Source organism: Paenibacillus sp. 276b (assembly GCF_900107875.1).
Classification (GTDB): domain Bacteria; phylum Bacillota; class Bacilli; order Paenibacillales; family Paenibacillaceae; genus Paenibacillus; species Paenibacillus marchantiae.
Window position 1 is genome coordinate 143,988 of sequence record NZ_FNRR01000002.1, and the last position, 17,439, is coordinate 161,426.

Here is a 17,439-nt window from a genome sequence, read left to right on the forward strand (position 1 = left end):
AATTTTACATAGAGTTATGGAAAGAGACTAACGGAGCTGGCTGCGTGAACATACCAAATCGTCACGAAGATTAAACGCTCTGGGCCGGAGGAATGGTTATGATCAAGCTGTTGTACTACTTGAAGAAGTATCGAGTCGCCGCCATCGCAGCACTGGTCATGATGCTGATTGAATTGACGGTCGAATTGGCTCAACCCTATTTGATCTCGAAGATCATTGATAACGGTATCCAGCAAGGAGATCTGTCAGTGGTTTGGCTATGGGGTGGGGTGCTTGTGGGCAGTGCTGTCGTGGCGTTTGTCGCGGGTATTGCGAGTTCTTTTTTTGCGTCACATGCGAGTCTCGGCTTCGGTTACGATCTGCGGGAGAAGCTGTATGATAAAGTGCAAGCGTTCTCTTATGCGGTGTTTAACCGTTTTGCCACATCATCCCTGATTACCCGATTGACCGGGGACGTCACACAGGTGCAGGATACGGTGTTTATGAGTCTGCGATTCATGACACGTGTGCCGCTAGTGGTGATTGGGAGCATGATTATGGCGGTTGTGGTGAATCCGAAGCTGGGTCTGCTTCTCGTTGTGATGGTGCCTGTACTGCTCGTGTTTGTCATCTGGATGATCAAAAAGGCAGCGCTGCTGTTCCGCAATGTGCAGCGCAGACTGGATGCCGTCAACGGAGTCATCCAGGAAAATCTGACAGGCATTCGGCTGATCCGTGTCTTCGTCCGGATGGGCCACGAGATTGAACGCTTTGCCGGATATAGCGGCAAACTGATGAAGGGCACGATCTCCGCGCTGCGCTTGACGGAGACGACGATGCCATTCATGTTGCTCATGATGAATGGTTGTATCATCGCCGTACTATGGTTTGGACGACGTGACATTACTACCGGAAGTGCAACCGTGGGTGAAGTCGTCGCAGTTATTAACTATCTGCTTCGCACCATTGGCGCCATGTCTGCACTGTCCTGGATTCTGGTGACCTTCTCCAGAGCGAGTGCTTCGGCACAGCGGCTTAACGAAGTTTTTGACACGGAGGAAGTCTCGGAATCAGCTCAAACATTGAATACAGATCGTTCTGCACAAGCTGGGAAAGGGAATCCTGTTATCCAGGGTGCAGTTGATTTTCAGGGTGTAGGATTCAGCTATCCGGGCAGTGAAATTACCGTGCTGGAGGATATTACATTCTCAGCCAAACGAGGAGAGCGTATCGCCATCATGGGAGCAACAGGCTCGGGTAAATCCTCACTGGTACAGCTCATTCCAAGGCTCTATTCCGAAGATCAAGGCGAGGTTCGTATAGATGGTAATGATGCAGAACGGTTGGACATAGCCACATTGCGCGGAGCTATCGGTTATGTGCCGCAGGAAGTGGTCCTCTTTACCGGATCGGTACGGGATAACATCGCCTGGGGACGGGAGGACGCAACGCTCGAAGAGATTAAGGAAGCAGCGCGGCGTGCACAGATTCACGAGACCATAGAGAAGCTGCCGAATGGCTACGATACACAGCTGGGTCAGCGGGGAGTCAATCTGTCGGGTGGACAGAAACAGCGGCTCTCGATTGCTCGTGCATTGATTCGTCGTCCAAGCATCTTGATTCTGGATGACAGTACAAGTGCTCTTGATGTAGCCACGGAAGCAAGGCTGCTGGGTGCACTGGAAGATTTATCGTGTACAACGTTTATCATTACGCAGAAGATCAGTTCAACCACCTCTGCCGATCTGATTCTGTTGTTGGATGACGGGCGTCTGATTGGACAGGGGAAACATGAGGATCTGATGGATTCATCTGAATTGTATCGCCGAATCTATGAATCACAATACGGGGAGGGTACACCACATGTTCAAAGCATTCATTGAACCTTTCCGTCAGCCCCCACCGCCGATTGATCCCGAGACGCTGAAGGCAGGTGGAGGTCGTAAGCCGAAGGTACGGGCGAAGAACTGGTCCGGTACGTTAGGCCGGATCTGGGCGTATCTGGCCCGTCGCAAGGTCAAGCTGACGATGGTGCTGTTGATGGTATTTGCCAGTTCCGCGCTCGCTTTGCTTGGACCTTATATGGTCGGTGTAGCTGTGGATAAATTCATTGATGGAGAAGCAACGAGTTCCAGCTGGACGACATTTTTATTGGGCCTGTTGGCAGTCTATGTTCTCTTCTCCTTGTCGTCATGGCTTCAAAATATCTGGATGATTGAAATTGCACAGGAGACCGTATTCCGCATGCGGTATGATCTGTTCTCCCATCTGCACAAACTGCCGATTCCATTCTTTGGCAAGCGTCAGCAAGGGGAGATCATGAGCCGGGTTACCAACGACATTGAGAATGTCAGCGGTACGCTGAACAGCTCAGCGATCCAGATTTTCTCCAGTGTGTTAACACTGATCGGAACGTTTGGCGTGATGCTCTGGTTAAGTCCGTTGCTGACCTTGCTTACATTTATCGTGGTACCACTGATGGCTATTGGCATGCGCTGGATTACGCGTAGAACCGGGCCGTTGTTCAAACAACGTCAGCGTAATCTCGGCGAACTCAATGGGTACATTGAGGAAACCTTGTCCGGACAGAAGATTATCAAGGCGTTCTCGCAGGAAGAACGGGTCATTCGCGGGTTTGAGGAACGAAATACGAAGATCCGGTTGTCCGGTTTCTGGGCACAGACCATCTCCGGTTTTATTCCAAAGCTGATGAATGGCCTGAACAACCTGAGCTTTGCGATTGTCGCAGGCATCGGCGGGATCTTGGCGATTCAAGGTTCCGTTACCGTCGGCGTGATTATCATTTTCGTAGAATATGCCCGTCAGTTTACCCGGCCGCTCAACGATCTGGCCAACCAGTGGAACACGTTGTTGTCTGCGATTGCTGGTGCGGAGCGCGTGTTCGAGGTATTGGATGAGGATGAGGAAGCGAAGGATGAAGGCGCAGCAGTATCTCTCGAAAAGGTGGAGGGAGCCGTTCGCTTCGACAAGGTATCCTTTGGATATGATGAAGGACGCAATATTTTGCGTGAAATTAACTTTGAAGCCAAGCCTGGCGAGATGATTGCTCTCGTAGGTCCGACCGGGGCAGGGAAAACAACTCTGATTCAGCTGTTATCTCGCTTCTATGATCCTACAGCAGGTACGCTAACGGTGGATGGACGTGATATTACGACCATTCGGCGCGAGAATTTGCGCTCACATATGGCATTTGTTCTTCAAGATTCATTCCTGTTCCAGGGTACGATCCGGGAAAATATCCGTTTCGGCCGCCTGGATGCGACCGATGAAGAGGTGGAAGCTGCTTCGAGGCTGGCGAATGCCCATTCGTTCATCATACGGATGAAGGACGGATACGACAAAGTGCTTCAGGCCGACGGAAGTGGCATCAGTCAGGGACAGAAGCAGCTGCTTGCGATTGCCCGGGCAATTCTGGCCGATCCGTCCATCCTTGTATTGGACGAGGCGACCAGCAGTATCGATACCGTCACGGAGATCAAGATCCAGGAAGGGTTGCAGCGCCTGATGCAAGGCCGTACCAGCTTTGTCATCGCCCACAGGCTGAATACAATTCGCCAAGCTGATCGTATTCTTGTCCTGAAGGATGGTCAGCTCCTGGAGCAAGGTTCGCATGACGCATTGCTGGAACAAGGCGGCTTCTACAGCGAACTGTATTACAGTCAGCTGCGGAACAAGGCACAGTAGTAAAAAAGAGGAATAACCTGAATCTTAAGCAGCCATAGCTGCATCAAGTAATCACAATAAAAAAAAGAAATGCTCTTAATCGACGACTTGTTCCCAGATCTCTATCGGGGAAAGGTCGTCGTTTTTTGAGAGCATTTCTCTTTGTGTAACATGGTCCATAATTTGGTTTAGTGTTCTTTCCAGATTCTGAGGCTTCTCCTCAGGAATGTGAGATGTAATGTATCTATAAATTTTTTTGAAAAAAATCAATAATTCAACAGGTGTTGTATCGCAATATATAGAATAACAAGATTATAAAAAAAGGTATTAAAACGGGAAATTATAATATCTCAATGAATTAAGGGGCTGATAAAACTATGGTTAATAGTAAAGTGAAGAAGATAAGTCTGTTTGGTGCAATTTCTGTTACGTTAACCATGATTTTTGTTTGTTCGTATCAAGTTTATCAAAATGTTGAAACGGTACATAATTATTTTTCTCCTAAAACGACTTCAATTCTCGCTCTTAATGTAGAAAATGATGAATGGAACAGTGTTAAATTTAATGGGAATGACTCTGTTAAATTTGATACTGTATTCTGGGATAAAACAATCATTAATGATGCAAAAAGTGCGGGTAACATACGGATGAGAGTTAAAGATGAAAAGGGTAATATTGTAATAGCTGAGTTCGAAGTGTTTCCAGGAACAAGTACAAGCTTAAAGGATTTAAATAAGGATAAGCAGTACTACTTCGAGGTAAAAGCTGAAAATGGTCAATTTATCATTAATTTAATATAAGAAGAGGGACTCGGAAAAAAATCTGAGTCTCTCTTCTTTAGCATAATTAGAAAAGGTTTCAAATTATATACCTTCCTGGTCCCAAAAATTCAGAGTTTCAACGTTATGTCCATATAAAGCAGGAATGAGAGCATAGTGCTCTCATTCCTGCTCTTTTTCATTTTCACTAGTCGAAGCAACCTGAGATTACTTCGTTACACTGCTCAGTTTGAACGAGCCGTCGGTCAATTTATTTGTATTGGCAAAGTCTACACCAGGTTTATTCGTTTCCGGGTCAATGATCGCAATCGCGATATCATAGGTTCCGGCAGCAAGACCGGAGACCGGAATGGAATCGGTCAGGGTGTAGGTACCCGTTTTCCACGTGGTCAGATTAACGTTTGTTGTTTTCTTGGCGACCACGGTATTGCCGCTGCGCAGTTGAATTTCAACCGGCCAGGCAAACGGGAAGTGCTGTACGCCTTTATTCTCCACTTTAATGGTTGTTGTAAATGTGCTTCCGCTAATGGTGGATGGATGCGAAATCTCCTTCACTACAAAGTGGTAACCCATTCGTTTCTTGAGTGCATCGATATTGGCCTGTAAGGCATGATTCAGAGGAAGCGAGGCAGGGGAATTTGGTCCCAGCCAGCTTGGTTTACTTAGCTCCGTTTGACGCAACGTTTCCGTAAATCCGCTACCGGTAGTTAATGCTGCAAGCATGCCGGAAGCTCCCCCGTAAAATTCGCCGCCTGAGATACGTGTCTCCCAGAAGTTCGCATGTGCAGGCTGCTGTTGACCAATGTCATCCCAATAGCCATTCTGGGTGCCTGTGTACCAGCCCCAATCCGCATCGAAGCTGTCTTTATGTCCAAACACATCGTTGAACATGCCCATGACCATGCCTTTATTATTGGTTTTGGCGAGGGCGATACTGCGCCGGATCAGAACCTGCATTTTGTCCTCTTTGCCAGCAAAGGCATCAATATAATGCTGAACGTATTTGTTCGAGATGTCATTGGTAGGGAACGCGCCTGTGTAATTGGTTTCACCATTTGGTCCGACATAAGGCCATGTATGGAACTCGCCCCAGTGTCCGAGTGAACCGATCTGGACAAAGGCGACCGGACGATCATTGGTGTTGTATCTTGCCGCAATGGCTTCGATGGCTAATTTGTGCCTTTCTTGCAGATAGGTGGAGTTGTAGTTGGGAGAGAAGCCCATGTTGTTCCCAGTACCCATGCCTCCGGTTGTATCGTTATATACGGTTCCAGGTGATTCTCCGCGGGCAATCATGTCATTGTAGAGCCAGTCGGGAATATCTCTGTGAGCCTGTCCTGTCGGGCTGTCCAGAATGAAGCGGAACACCACTTTGACGCCTTTACTTTTCCAGTAGGCAAAATTGTTGGCGGCTTCAATCGCACTAAAATCAAATGTGCCTTTGGTGGACTCAAGCTCCTTCCAAGTCACTCCGGCATATACGAGCCTGTGTGGCTGTGCATAAGTTGTACTCTTGGCCGAAGGCGCCCAGCCTTTGAATGGATTGTTGAGTGGGCTGTCCAGCTCTACGGGATTCACCACAGTATTGTTCCCCGTACCACCACCTGATCCAGCCGAGGTCAGAAGGTAAGCTGGCAGTGTTTGTCCAGACGCGGGCAATCTCGATGTATCCGAGCTGTTGTCGATATACCCGACTCGCACTGTGCTGCCTGCACTGATTTGCAGTGTGGCGAGAGGAATAGCGACCTCAATGACGGTGGAGCTGCGGTAGAATTGGGAGCTGGTCAACGTGCTGTTGAAGTTCCAGACCCAGTCGGTACCGCTGCCACCATAGCGATATAAACCCGTATTTTCAAGCAGCCACTCCACACCTGTAGCTCCCCAGCCCGCAGCCTGGTAACCGGTTGAAGTATTGTTATCGGTATTGATCCAGAAGTTGCCCATCGTTGTACTCAGACCAGAGCCTTGAATAAGCAGATAGAGGTTAGTTCCATCATTGGTTACTTTGAGCGTCTGGGCAGTGCCGCTATTGGTGGTGAGAACACTAACGCTGCTCCAGTCGCTGACATTGCCATCAATGGTGATGGTTGCAGCAGAGGCTTTGGGTAAGGCTGCTGCAGGCAATAGCAGGGTAATCATGAGGACAAAAGCCAAAAACAATCCAAAGCTCCGCTTGCTTCTATCAAATAATCTTGTCATGGTATACCTCCTGAATAATGGATTTTGAATGATAACTCGTTCTGCCCACCCCGAATTTCGTTATGAGGGGAGAGTTAGGAGAGCTCAACTCCTTTCTGATCCACATGAAGTAGCGGAATAGTAACGTTTTATGTAAGAGTCATGGTAGTAATCGGGAAATAAACAACTAAAAAGGTGTGAATTTGGTTTGCGGCAAATATAAAATGTGTTTTTGGTTCTTGGGTTCCGTGTCTAAATTGCATTATAGGGGATGAATACAGGAGATTCAACAGATATTTTTCCAGGATTTATTGTGTTTTCTATTGAAAATAGGCGTGTTTTATTGAATTTTGAACATGAGTATTCATAACTTAAACATAATATTTGCCGCAAATAAAAATGAATTCAAATTAAAGTATATGATAATACAACAAAAATGTAAACGCTTAATTTATGATGAATAAAGAGTTATACTGTTTAGTAGTATATAGAATAGAGCGCAAATATGTTGCCGCAAAATAATTTAAAATTTAGCCAAAATCAATTGACAAGGAATAAAAACTATTTTACTATCGTTACATAGTCACAGTCCTGTTAGATTTATTAACATCGAATTGGCTTCATGGCATTTGCCGCAAATTTACGAGCAACGGAGAGTGTAAGCATGGGGAAGATAAAAATGGCTTTTATCGGTGTAGGAGACATGGGGTCACATCATTGCATTGGTTTTGATTTGCTCGAGGAGAGTGAGGTTCGTTATATCTGTGATATGAATGAAGCCAATGTGGCACGTACGCTGGCTGAACTCAAGAATAGCAACCCCACCATAGTTAGCGATTATCGTGAACTGCTTGCTAAGGAAGATTTGGATGCGGTGGTTATCAGTGTTCCGAACTATTTGCATCGCGAAGTGGCAGTCGCTTTTCTGGAAGCTGGCAAGCATGTATTTCTGGAGAAACCGGTTGCCCATACCATTGAGGACTGTGATGCCATTATAGAAGCGGCGGAAGCCTCGGGACGGGTATTGCAGATCGGATTGGTTTATCGATATTCGAATCTGTATCGCCGAATGGAGAAGGAATTGGAGAACGGACGTCTCGGTGACGTGAAATTGATGTGGTGCAAGGAATTCCGTGACCCGTTCCCGCCTGCGGATTGGTTCTATGACAAGACCAAGTCTGGGGGAGCGATTGTAGAGAAGGATTGTCATCACTTCGATATTTTCAACTGGATGATCCAGGCGAAGCCTGTCCGCGTGTTTGCCTCTGGAGGCCAGCATGTCATGAAGCAAGGAGAGCCTAATCGGATTCAGAATTCATACAGTCACTATCCGACGAAAGAAATTTCGGATACCTCCATCGTCGACCATGCATTTATCACCATTGATTATGATAACGGCAGTAAGGCCAATCTGGGCTTGTGCATGTATTTGAAACCGCGCAATCTGATGGGAGAAGGGCTTGAGATTGGCCTGATCGGAGAGAACGGTGGCCAGATGGTTGCCCGTAATGACAAGACGATTGACATCGTTGGCGGGCAGGACTGGACGAAGGACCATCTGGAGATTGATGTGACCTCGGATTCCATTATGGGTGGACACACGGGTGGACAGACCCAACGCATTGATTTTCTGAAATGTGTAAAGGAAGGCAGACAACCTTTTGCTAGTGCGCAGGTTGGTCGTAACGCGTTGCTTATTGCCCTGGCGGCAGAGAAATCCATTTTGGAAGAACGGTACGTCTATTTAGAAGAAATTTCAGGCTGAGGGGTGTCATCATGAACAGGTTGAGAAAATATGACACACTGCTGTTTTTTCTCTTCATTTTGCCTTGGATTATCGGATTTATCACCTTTTTCCTATTTCCTTTTGGGACTTCGGTTTTCTACGCCTTTACGGATGCGAGACTTCCGGGAGCGACCAACTTCAACTTTGTCGGCATTGATAATTTTACGCACATGATGGATGATCCCATCTTCTTGAAAAGTTTGATGAACACGATGTTTTTCGTTGTATTCGGTGTTCCGATCGTAACGGCAGGTATGCTGGGTCTGGCGATGCTGCTTAATTTTAATGTCAAAGGTATTGCCTTGTTCCGCACCTTCTTCTATTTACCGACCCTGGTGCCCATTGTGGCAACAGTTATTATCTGGCGGCTGGTGTTCAACTCCGAATTCGGCATCCTGAACGCCGGACTTGGCGCGCTGGGTATAGGCAAAGTGGACTGGATTGGCGGGGAGCATACGATCAAGCCTGTCATCATCATGCTTCAGGTCTGGATCTCGGGCAGTGGAGTACTGATCTTCCTGGCTGCACTGAAAAATGTACCCAGACATTTGTATGAAGCTGCTGCCATTGACGGTGCAAGCGGGATTCGCCGATTTTTCCAGATTACACTGCCGATGATCAGTCCTTCCATCCTGTTTGTCATCATTATTCAGACGATGTATAACTTTCAGATGTTTACGGAAGCGCTGCTGCTATCTAAGGGTGGTCCGAACTACTCTGCTTATACGTTTGTCTACAATATTTACAAGTCGGCCTTTACCGATCTGAAATTCAGCATGGCGATGACGCAGTCGATTTTCCTGTTCGCCGTGATCTCGCTTGTCACCCTGATCCTGATGAAAGTATCAAACCGCTTTGTGTATTACGAGGGAGAACGATAGGAGGAGAGTTACATGAACAGCCGAAAAATAGCGGTAAAAGCGTCCCAATATACCATGCTGATTGTAGCATTAATGCTGTTCGCAGGGCCTCTTGTATGGATGCTCTCGACCATGCTGAAAACCAAAGCGGAAACCTACAAGGTACCTCCAACCATCCTGCCAGACACATTCAGTCTGGAAGCCTTTGAACGGTTGTTCGCTGTGCAGCCGATGATGTGGCAGTGGATTCAGAACTCATTTATCATTTCCTTTTTTGTTGCGGCGGGAGCGGTGGTGTCCAGTTCACTTGTCGCTTACGGTTTCTCCCGTTTTGCAACCAAGTATCGGAATATTCTGTTCCCGGTTGTACTTGTTACCTTAATGATCCCTCCATCCATTATGATGATTCCCTCGTACGTTCTTTTTTCTAAACTGAACTGGATTGATACCTGGTTGCCTCTCATTGTGCCAGCCTGGCTCGGAGGCGCCTATTATATCTTCCTGTTCCGACAGTTTTTCATGACCATTCCCCAGGAGCTGGACGAGGCTACATATCTGGACGGCGGCAATCGTTGGACGGTATATGCACGAGTCATTATGCCGCTGTCCAAACCGATTATTATGACGACCATTATTTTTGCCTTTGTGAACTCTTGGCTCGATTTTCTGGGGCCGTTCCTGTATATCAAAAACCCAGAAATGTTCACGCTGAGTGTGGGCTTGCAGCTGCTGATTGGTCAGACGAGCCAGGATTTGCCGGCGCTCGCTGCGGGTGCATTTATCAGTATTGTACCTATCGGTCTGCTGTATCTGTTTGCACAACGTTATATCGTCGAGGGGGTGGTGCTTACGGGCACCAAAGGGTAGAGTGGCTACCTGCTTTCCGGTTTTCAGGTGAACAGGACTTATTGATATGACTTAAAGGGGAGCTGTGTATATGAGAGCGAAGAGTAAACGGCTATTCAATGTTTGGGCACTTGTACTTGCTACAATGGTGGTGATCAGTGGATGTGGAAACGGGGGATCGTCCGAAAACGCCGACTCTTCTGGTTCCGGCGGCAGCCAGAGTGAACCTGTAACAATCACATACTCCCAGTGGGGGACGGCAGAAGAGCTTCATCGTACACAGGAACTGTTGGATCAGTTCATGAAGGCCAATACCGATATTAAGGTCAAACTCGAAGGCAAGGATTGGGGCAGCTACTGGGACGGACTGACAGCGAATGCAGCAGGGGGCACACTTCCGGACGTGTTCAAAACGAGTTATGCATACGTGGAGAAATACGCCGAGCTGGGCATTTTCAAGGAATTGGACGGCTTGCTCGCGGAAAATCAGTTTGATCTGAACAATGTGGACAAAAGTCTGCTCGGTCTTCACCAATATCAGGGCAAACAAGTATCCTTGCCTATCGATGCCAACGTCATCGTATGGTATTACAACAAAGCGATCTTTGAGAATGAAGCCACGAACCCTCATAAAGCTCCCGTTCCATCGCTTGAGCCAACGTGGGATGAAATTACCGACATTGCAACCAAGCTGACGCTGGATAAGAACGGGAAAAGCGCAGACGAAGCAGGTTTTGACGCCGGAAACATTGTGCAGTGGGGCTTGTCCATTTCACCAGGGTCAACGATGGATTGGTTCCTGGAGCCGGAATTGTGGTCCAACGGTGCGAAACTGGTGAATGACGATGGTTCCCTTGCACTTGAGACACCTGAAGCGATGGAAGTGCTGAACTATTTTATCGACTTGACCAAAAATAAAAAGATCAACACCACACCTGCACAGATTGAAGGTTTGGGTGGACAGGTGAACCTTGCGATTACTACATCCAAAGTAGCGATGAATCCGGGTGGCAGCTGGAATACAACCAACTACCAGGAGGCTGGTGTGGATTACGGTATCTCTTATTTGCCGAAATTCAAAACCAACCAAACCGTTGTTCAGCCAGCAGGTCTTGCCATCAGCTCCAATACAAAGCATGAAGAGGCAGCTTACAAGCTGTTGGCTTGGCTAGCAGGTCCGGAAGGACAGACAGAACTGGCGAAACAGGGATACTCGATTCCGGCTAACAAGGCCGCAGCGGATGCTTATATTGCCACTGTAGGTGAAGATAATAAAATCTTCCTGGATGCGCAGCAGTATGGCATTGTATCTCCCTTTACAACCAAGAAAACCGATCTGGTCTGGACGTATGGTGAGCAATCACTCAAACTTCCACTTGCCGGAGATGGTGATCTGAACGCAGCGCTTAAGGATTTGGCCTCCAAGATGCAATAAGCAGATAAAGAGGTGGCAAAGCTTCATACGTTTTCTTAAAAAGAATTAAAATTGCGGCAGTTATGGGGGACAGCAAGCTCCCTGACTGCCGCTATTATTTTATAAAAGACTGCGCCTGTGCACCATTTCATTGACTTCTGTCCAGTAGAAATATAGAATTATATTTGCCGCAAATTTGTGTTTGCAGAGATGAAATTGCCCCAATACGAATGGGGTTTAAATACATAGGTTGAGGAAAGGTGGGGGACTTCACATGGCAAAATTGAAGGATATTGCAGACCGCGTTGGTGTATCGATCTCTACCGTTTCACGTGTGATGAAGAACGATGTCAATCGATCAGTCAGCGATGAAACCCGCAAAAAAATATGGGACACCGCTGAGGAACTGGGCTATCGTTCACAGCGTCCGGCCAAGAAGAAGAAGGTCCAGCCCAAAACGGCATATGCGATCGGCTGTGTGGTGGCTATTCCCCAAAATAAATACAACAGTCCTTATTTTTCAGTCATTATGGAAGGGATTGAGAAGCAGCTTGCTGAAGCAGGCATGCGCCTGGAATTTGTGTATAGCATCGAAAACGATGGGGATATCGTTCAGTTGCAGGCTCTGGTGAAGGAACATCAGATTGATGGCATGATTGTGGTAGAACGGATTGATCCGGAAGCCTATCGCTGGCTTAAGACCAATGTACGGACTGTTGTGGGTGTGGATATTACGGACCCGGACATTCCGGTCGTCGGTTATGATCGTGAAGAGGCAGCGAGGGAAGCAACGAATCATCTGATTGCCCAAGGTCATCGGATCATTGCTTACATTGGCGGAGCAGAATTCAAGAATGATTTTCTGGAGGAAAAACGATTTCTTGGTTACCGGCGTGCCATGACGGATGCGGGATTACCTATTGATCATGATTGGGTGATCGATGTGAAATGGGATGTTTCTCTGAGTTATGAATTGACCAAGCAGGCATTTACCAACAATGCGAACAGACCTACAGCCATCTTTGCAGCCAGTGATATGATGGCAATTGCGGCCATGCGTGCTGCAACCGAACAAGGGCTCCGCATTCCGGAGGATATCGCCTTTTTTGGGGTAGATAATATTGAAATATCCGAATTCACTTCTCCCCCGTTGTCGACCATTCATGTACCCAAGCTGGAGATGGGTATGTTCGCGGTTAAACAGCTGCTCGATTATCTGGATCATCCATATGAAGTGGCTGTCAAAATGATCGTCCCGTACCGCTGCATATTCCGCCAGTCTTCCAATGGCAAAATAGAGTAGCTTTCAACCAAAGAGTTCCCTTGTCCAGTTTTGGGCGGAGGGAACTTTTTGGTTGAAAATTAATCGTAGATCACATTTTTCCCTTCTTCACTTAATTTTTTTAAAGATGTAAGCATATGATTTATCTCTTCATCGGAGTGTCTCTCCCATAAAGCTAATTCAGCTACTATTTTTAGAGGTGATTTAGATCTGTATGAGCGTGTTGGGTTGCCGGGAAATTTTTTATCAGTCAAGTTAGGATCATTTTCAAAATCTCCTAATGGTTCTACAATGTAGATTCTTTCTTTTGCATTCGTTTTTGCTAATTCAGCACCCCACTTGGCAGCATTTAATGTTCCCGTAAAGTAAATATGGTTAGATTTTTTATCTTGGTAATTGGATAAGTATTGCGGTTCTAATAAATCTCCAATGTTCAGTTCTGCTTTAGTACCATGAAAAAAGGGTCCATTATCTAAGACATTTTTTTGGTCATCCATACTGATGCACCTCTTTTTTAGATTTGTATTAAGCAGTATAGTGTAGGAATCGCCAAAAAAACAGTCTATAAAAAACATAAAAATAAAGGTATAATCTAAGTAGAGAGAATGATATTGAGCGGAAATTACCTATATAGGCTGAATTAAAGGGTATAGTTTGGTACGGGAAAATGAACCATTTGGGTTAGCGATATTTCAAAAAGCATGGAGCAGACTGCACATTGGCAGGCTGCTCTTTTTTTATAACATTCTGGACAATTTCCGGTATTCCCGGGGGGAAATGCCCTCATATCTGCGGAACATGCGGCTGAAGTAATGAATGTCCGGGTAACCACTTTGTACACCCACAGTCTCAATGGAATGATCGGTTTCCCGCAGCAGCTTACGTGCCTCACTCAGGCGGATGGATTGAATGTATTCGTTGGGAGGCATGCCCGCAATCTGTTTGAACAATTTGGCCATATGATCCACACTCAGGTTCAATTGTTTGGCGATGCCCGAATTGGTCCACGGGTCGGAAGGGGCGGCCTCAATACGTTTCATGAGTTCGAGCAGCTTCTCTCCGTGTACCGAATCATGGCGTGACGAACTTCGCCAGGATGAACGCAGCAGATGAGTCAATATTTGCAGCATCAAGGCTTTGCATACCAGTTCATATCCCGGTGGGCGCATCGTAAATTCATGTACCAATTGCTCCATAAGCTGCACGGCAGCTGGAGAAGGGGTATACACGGGGTTAATAGATAGCGGCGTCATGCCCTCTGCGCAAGCTTCTACTGCGAATTTATGGTGCAGGACAGTCTCTTCGTTAACAACCATATCTGCCTCGGTCTGAATGGTCAATTCGTTGAAGAAATCAAAATGAATGCCAATGAAACGTGCTTCCGGGCTCGAAACCACCTCATTCTGATGATAGACACCGGCAGATAGCAAGATTAGCTGACCTGCCTTCAAAATATGGTGTTTATCCTTCATATAAGTTGCAGCTTCACCTTGAGAGACGTACAGAAGTTCAAAATCATACAAACGCCGCTTTGCCAGCTTGCCGGGAGGAAGACTCTGGAACTGAGCATAATGCACGTTGGGAGACCATTCTTTGTAAGTGACGGTTCGTTGCAGAGGATATACCGCTTGCTGGAGAGACATAAATTCCATCTCCTTTTTCAATGAGATTGGCACAAACAGATTTAATTAAAACTGAACGGAATTGTGCAAATAATCTCTTTATCTCCTAAATAAATAATCAGGTAATTTATTTATAATATATGTATTATCACATGTTCTTACGAGAGTGACAATATCACGGATTAAGCTAAAAAAGGAGAGGATTCAGATGGACTCTCTCCCTGTGGACCGGAGCACGAGTTATTGCTGCGAACCACTTAGGTCAGTTGCACAGAGTGGATTCCCCTCGACTGCGGATTGGGAACGATGTGTTCCAGTGGAACTGGTGGACACGGTAACAGGCAGACCACCTCATCAATCCACAGAAGTCCGTTTTGGCTGGAGTCCCGAATATTTGCATATTCGGTTTGTATGCCAGGATGATCACGTTGTATCTGATTTCACGGAAAGGGATCAGCCATTGTATGAGCAGGATGTGGTTGAACTGTTCATTGATGAACAGGGCGATGGCAGGAATTACATCGAACTGGAGGTCAGTCCGCACAACGTAATATTTGATGCACTCATTCACAATAACAGCGAAGGTTCCGAATTGAAGGCAGATGTAACCTGGCAGCTGGAGGGGTTGCAAACGGCTGTAGAAGTGGATCGTCAGGGCCATCGGGTGTATTTGATCCATATTCCAGCGAGTAACTTCAAGTCGCCCCTGACTAAAGGCGTATGCTGGAGGATCAATGTTTACCGCATTGATGAGAATATGCAGGGAGATCGGGAGTATCAGGCATGGCAGCCCACGGGGGCTGTAAACTTTCATTTGCCTGCCCGGTTTGGTCATTTTCAATTAGGATAGCTACGCGATGCTGAACAGGTATTCATATTTTGAAGGAGGGTATTCGGATGAAAAAAGGGATTAACATATGGTCGTTTCCAGGAGAGGCATCTATTGCGGATTGTATTCAGACGGCGAAGCAAGCTGGCTTTGAGGGGATTGAACTTTCGCTTAATGGAGAAGGCGAGCTGAGTCTGTCTGCCACGGATCAGGAGGTTCGTGATATTCAGGGACGTCTCGAAGAGGCCGAACTCGAAATCGCGGGACTAGCAACCGGATTGTACTGGGATTACCCGATGACGAGCGCTCGTCCGGAGATCCGAACGAAAGCTCTGGATGTGTGTAAAAAACAGCTGGAGCTTGCCGCAGCATTTGGTGTGGATACCATTCTGGTCATTCCGGGTGCGGTTGGTGTGGACTTTATTCCAGATAGCGAAGTGACGGATTATGAAGTTGCTTACAAACGAGCGCAAGAAGCCCTTGCGCATCTGCTGCCGTACGCGGAAAGTGCTGGAGTATCGATTGGTATTGAGAACGTATGGAACAAATTCTTGGTGTCACCGCTTGAGCTGCGTACCTTTATTGATTCTTTTAGCTCAGATTATATAGGTTCGTATTTCGATGTGGGCAATGTGGTGCAGAATGGTTACCCAGAGCAGTGGGTTCGCATTCTGGGTCACCGGATCAAGAAAGTGCACTTCAAGGATTACCGGCGTCAAGCGGGAGGACTTCATGGATTTGTGGATCTGCTGGCTGGAGATGTGAATTATCCGGCGGTGATGCAGGCATTACAGGATATTGGTTATGACAACTACGTGACTGCCGAGATGATTCCGCCATACACCCATCATTCGAAACAGATCATATTCAATACATCCAAAGCGATGGATGCCATTCTTGGACGTTCTCAGGGTTAAGTACAGATAACAACGTTTATTCGATATAAAATCTATTTTTATGGGAGGTAAAAACATGTTAAAAGTGGGATTGATCGGTTTTGGGTTTATGGGACGTATGCATTTTGACAACTATGTACGCCTTGCCTCAGAAGGGGAACCCGTGGAATTGGTAGCCATCTGCGATCTGAGAATAGAGGAACTGAAGAACGGTAAAGCAGCCGGCAATATGGCGACGGAGCAAGAGGTATATGATCTCACACCTTATCATTTGTACGACAACATCGACGCAATGCTGGAACAAGAAGAACTGGATATCATTGATATTACGCTGCCTACGCCACTGCATGCTGAACTAACGTGTTCCTTGCTGGAGAAAGGCTTTCATGTGCTGTGTGAGAAGCCGGTTGCGCGCCATTCGACGGAAGGCTGGAAGATGGCACAGACGGCCAAAGCGACCGGGAAAACACTGATGATTGGTCAATGTTTACGCTTCTGGCCAGCCTATGCGTATCTGAAATCCGTAGTAGAAGACGGGCGTTATGGAGCGGTCAACGCAGGTTATTTCTTCAGGGGTTCAGGTTTGCCTCAAGAGTGGTTTTTGGATGGGGAGAAAAGCGGTGGCTGCATATTAGATATGCACATCCATGATGCGGATATTATTCACTGGTTGTTTGGCGAACCGGATCAAGTATCCACGCTGGCTCGCAACGTCATTCCGGGAAGCGGCTATGATACCGTGTCGACCAATTATGTATACCCTGACGGAAAAGTACTGAATGCCCAAGCGGACTGGACGCTGGGGGGAGACTACGGTTTCTCGATGACCTATCGCGTTAATTTGGAGCAGGGGAATCTGGTCTTTGAGAATGGTGAGCTGAAAGTAAATCCGAACGATGCTCCCGGTTTCGTCGCTGAGCTGTCACCCGACTCGGGATATTACCACCAACTCAAATATTTTATCCAATCTGTTCAAGCAGGTACGCCTGTATCTGTATGTACACCGGAAAGTGCAACAGGTACACTTGAGTTAATTGAAGCGGAGATGCGCTCGGCGGATGAGCGGGGGGCATTGGTTTCATTATAATAGAAAGAGCAGAACCTGTGATGCGGGTTCTGCTCTTTGCATTTCTGAAGTAGTACGGGTCTTTGAAAAAGAGAGGATACATGAATTTATTTATATTCTTTTAAACTTTCGTTATTCATTGTGCGTTCAATTTCGGCAAGTCTACTATTAATTCTCTTGATCTTATTATTCATAGTAATCAAAAAGTAAACCAGAGA

General features: G+C 46.7%; 14 protein-coding genes. 11 read left to right on the forward strand and 3 right to left on the reverse strand.

Translation table 11 applies throughout. The features are described from left to right. Positions 1-98 precede the first annotated feature (98 nt). The 3 genes from BLV50_RS11495 to BLV50_RS11505 all read left to right on the forward strand — a co-directional run bounded on the left by BLV50_RS11495 (position 99) and on the right by BLV50_RS11505 (position 4,463). Positions 99-1,862 carry an ABC transporter ATP-binding protein gene (locus BLV50_RS11495; RefSeq protein WP_090807774.1) on the forward strand — a complete coding sequence of 588 codons (1,764 nt, stop codon included), beginning with the start codon at positions 99-101 and terminating at the stop codon, positions 1,860-1,862. Continuing rightward, positions 1,843-3,684 (forward strand): ABC transporter ATP-binding protein, encoded by a 1,842-nt coding sequence (locus tag BLV50_RS11500; protein WP_090807776.1) that lies wholly within the window; start codon positions 1,843-1,845, stop codon positions 3,682-3,684. The genes BLV50_RS11495 and BLV50_RS11500 overlap by 20 nt, the downstream gene beginning before the upstream one ends. A 356-nt stretch (positions 3,685-4,040) precedes the next feature. Further along, positions 4,041-4,463 carry a hypothetical protein gene (locus tag BLV50_RS11505; protein WP_090807778.1) on the forward strand — a complete coding sequence of 141 codons (423 nt, stop codon included), beginning with the start codon at positions 4,041-4,043 and terminating at the stop codon, positions 4,461-4,463. Between the two features lie 186 nt (positions 4,464-4,649). Here BLV50_RS11505 and BLV50_RS11510 read toward each other — a convergent pair whose 3' ends face one another. Further along, a complete protein-coding gene (locus BLV50_RS11510) occupies positions 4,650-6,641 on the reverse strand; it encodes a DUF4832 domain-containing protein (RefSeq protein WP_090807780.1) in 1,992 nt (663 codons plus the stop codon). Positions 6,642-7,284: 643 nt separating this feature from the next. On the opposite strand from BLV50_RS11510, the gene BLV50_RS11515 reads away from it, so the two are divergent. From BLV50_RS11515 to BLV50_RS11535, 5 genes are all read left to right on the forward strand, one after another. Then, on the forward strand, positions 7,285-8,385 hold the full coding sequence (locus BLV50_RS11515) for a Gfo/Idh/MocA family protein (RefSeq protein WP_090807782.1): 1,101 nt from the start codon (positions 7,285-7,287) through the stop codon (positions 8,383-8,385). Between the two features lie 11 nt (positions 8,386-8,396). After that, positions 8,397-9,287, forward strand: coding sequence for a carbohydrate ABC transporter permease (locus BLV50_RS11520; RefSeq protein ID WP_072735121.1), 891 nt, complete (start codon positions 8,397-8,399; stop codon positions 9,285-9,287). A gap of 12 nt (positions 9,288-9,299) precedes the next feature. Continuing rightward, the gene (locus tag BLV50_RS11525; protein ID WP_053784043.1) at positions 9,300-10,133 is read left to right on the forward strand and encodes a carbohydrate ABC transporter permease; all 834 of its coding nucleotides are present in this window, start codon (positions 9,300-9,302) and stop codon (positions 10,131-10,133) included. A 70-nt stretch (positions 10,134-10,203) separates the two neighbouring features. Continuing rightward, positions 10,204-11,547 carry an ABC transporter substrate-binding protein gene (locus BLV50_RS11530; RefSeq protein ID WP_079695049.1) on the forward strand — a complete coding sequence of 448 codons (1,344 nt, stop codon included), beginning with the start codon at positions 10,204-10,206 and terminating at the stop codon, positions 11,545-11,547. Between the two features lie 253 nt (positions 11,548-11,800). Next, positions 11,801-12,829, forward strand: coding sequence for a LacI family DNA-binding transcriptional regulator (locus tag BLV50_RS11535; RefSeq protein ID WP_090807784.1), 1,029 nt, complete (start codon positions 11,801-11,803; stop codon positions 12,827-12,829). Between the two features lie 59 nt (positions 12,830-12,888). On the opposite strand, the gene arr is transcribed toward BLV50_RS11535, so the two are convergent. Both arr and BLV50_RS11545 read right to left on the reverse strand, forming a co-directional pair. After that, a complete protein-coding gene (gene arr / locus BLV50_RS11540) occupies positions 12,889-13,305 on the reverse strand; it encodes an NAD(+)--rifampin ADP-ribosyltransferase (RefSeq protein ID WP_063565954.1) in 417 nt (138 codons plus the stop codon). 240 nt (positions 13,306-13,545) lie between these two features. Continuing rightward, entirely contained in the window at positions 13,546-14,451 is a 906-nt protein-coding gene (locus tag BLV50_RS11545) for a helix-turn-helix transcriptional regulator (RefSeq protein ID WP_090807786.1), read from the reverse strand. 187 nt (positions 14,452-14,638) lie between these two features. On the opposite strand from BLV50_RS11545, the gene BLV50_RS11550 reads away from it, so the two are divergent. From BLV50_RS11550 to BLV50_RS11560, 3 genes are read left to right on the forward strand one after another with little or no spacing between them, the layout of a single operon-like run. Then, on the forward strand, positions 14,639-15,280 hold the full coding sequence (locus BLV50_RS11550) for a carbohydrate-binding family 9-like protein (protein ID WP_090807788.1): 642 nt from the start codon (positions 14,639-14,641) through the stop codon (positions 15,278-15,280). A gap of 47 nt (positions 15,281-15,327) precedes the next feature. Continuing rightward, positions 15,328-16,176 carry a sugar phosphate isomerase/epimerase family protein gene (locus BLV50_RS11555; protein WP_090807790.1) on the forward strand — a complete coding sequence of 283 codons (849 nt, stop codon included), beginning with the start codon at positions 15,328-15,330 and terminating at the stop codon, positions 16,174-16,176. Between the two features lie 55 nt (positions 16,177-16,231). Further along, entirely contained in the window at positions 16,232-17,242 is a 1,011-nt protein-coding gene (locus tag BLV50_RS11560; RefSeq protein WP_090807792.1) for a Gfo/Idh/MocA family protein, read from the forward strand. Positions 17,243-17,439 lie beyond the last annotated feature (197 nt).

Bases quoted from the DNA above. Each gene is read 5' to 3' on its own strand.
- BLV50_RS11495 (WP_090807774.1), top strand. From the start codon at position 99: ATGATCAAGCTGTTGTACTACTTGAAGAAGTATCGAGTCGCCGCCATC.
- BLV50_RS11500 (WP_090807776.1), top strand. From the start codon at position 1,843: ATGTTCAAAGCATTCATTGAACCTTTCCGTCAGCCCCCACCGCCGATT.
- BLV50_RS11505 (WP_090807778.1), top strand. From the start codon at position 4,041: ATGGTTAATAGTAAAGTGAAGAAGATAAGTCTGTTTGGTGCAATTTCT.
- BLV50_RS11510 (WP_090807780.1), bottom strand. From the start codon at position 6,641: ATGACAAGATTATTTGATAGAAGCAAGCGGAGCTTTGGATTGTTTTTG.
- BLV50_RS11515 (WP_090807782.1), top strand. From the start codon at position 7,285: ATGGGGAAGATAAAAATGGCTTTTATCGGTGTAGGAGACATGGGGTCA.
- BLV50_RS11520 (WP_072735121.1), top strand. From the start codon at position 8,397: ATGAACAGGTTGAGAAAATATGACACACTGCTGTTTTTTCTCTTCATT.
- BLV50_RS11525 (WP_053784043.1), top strand. From the start codon at position 9,300: ATGAACAGCCGAAAAATAGCGGTAAAAGCGTCCCAATATACCATGCTG.
- BLV50_RS11530 (WP_079695049.1), top strand. From the start codon at position 10,204: ATGAGAGCGAAGAGTAAACGGCTATTCAATGTTTGGGCACTTGTACTT.
- BLV50_RS11535 (WP_090807784.1), top strand. From the start codon at position 11,801: ATGGCAAAATTGAAGGATATTGCAGACCGCGTTGGTGTATCGATCTCT.
- arr (WP_063565954.1), bottom strand. From the start codon at position 13,305: ATGGATGACCAAAAAAATGTCTTAGATAATGGACCCTTTTTTCATGGT.
- BLV50_RS11545 (WP_090807786.1), bottom strand. From the start codon at position 14,451: ATGTCTCTCCAGCAAGCGGTATATCCTCTGCAACGAACCGTCACTTAC.
- BLV50_RS11550 (WP_090807788.1), top strand. From the start codon at position 14,639: ATGGACTCTCTCCCTGTGGACCGGAGCACGAGTTATTGCTGCGAACCA.
- BLV50_RS11555 (WP_090807790.1), top strand. From the start codon at position 15,328: ATGAAAAAAGGGATTAACATATGGTCGTTTCCAGGAGAGGCATCTATT.
- BLV50_RS11560 (WP_090807792.1), top strand. From the start codon at position 16,232: ATGTTAAAAGTGGGATTGATCGGTTTTGGGTTTATGGGACGTATGCAT.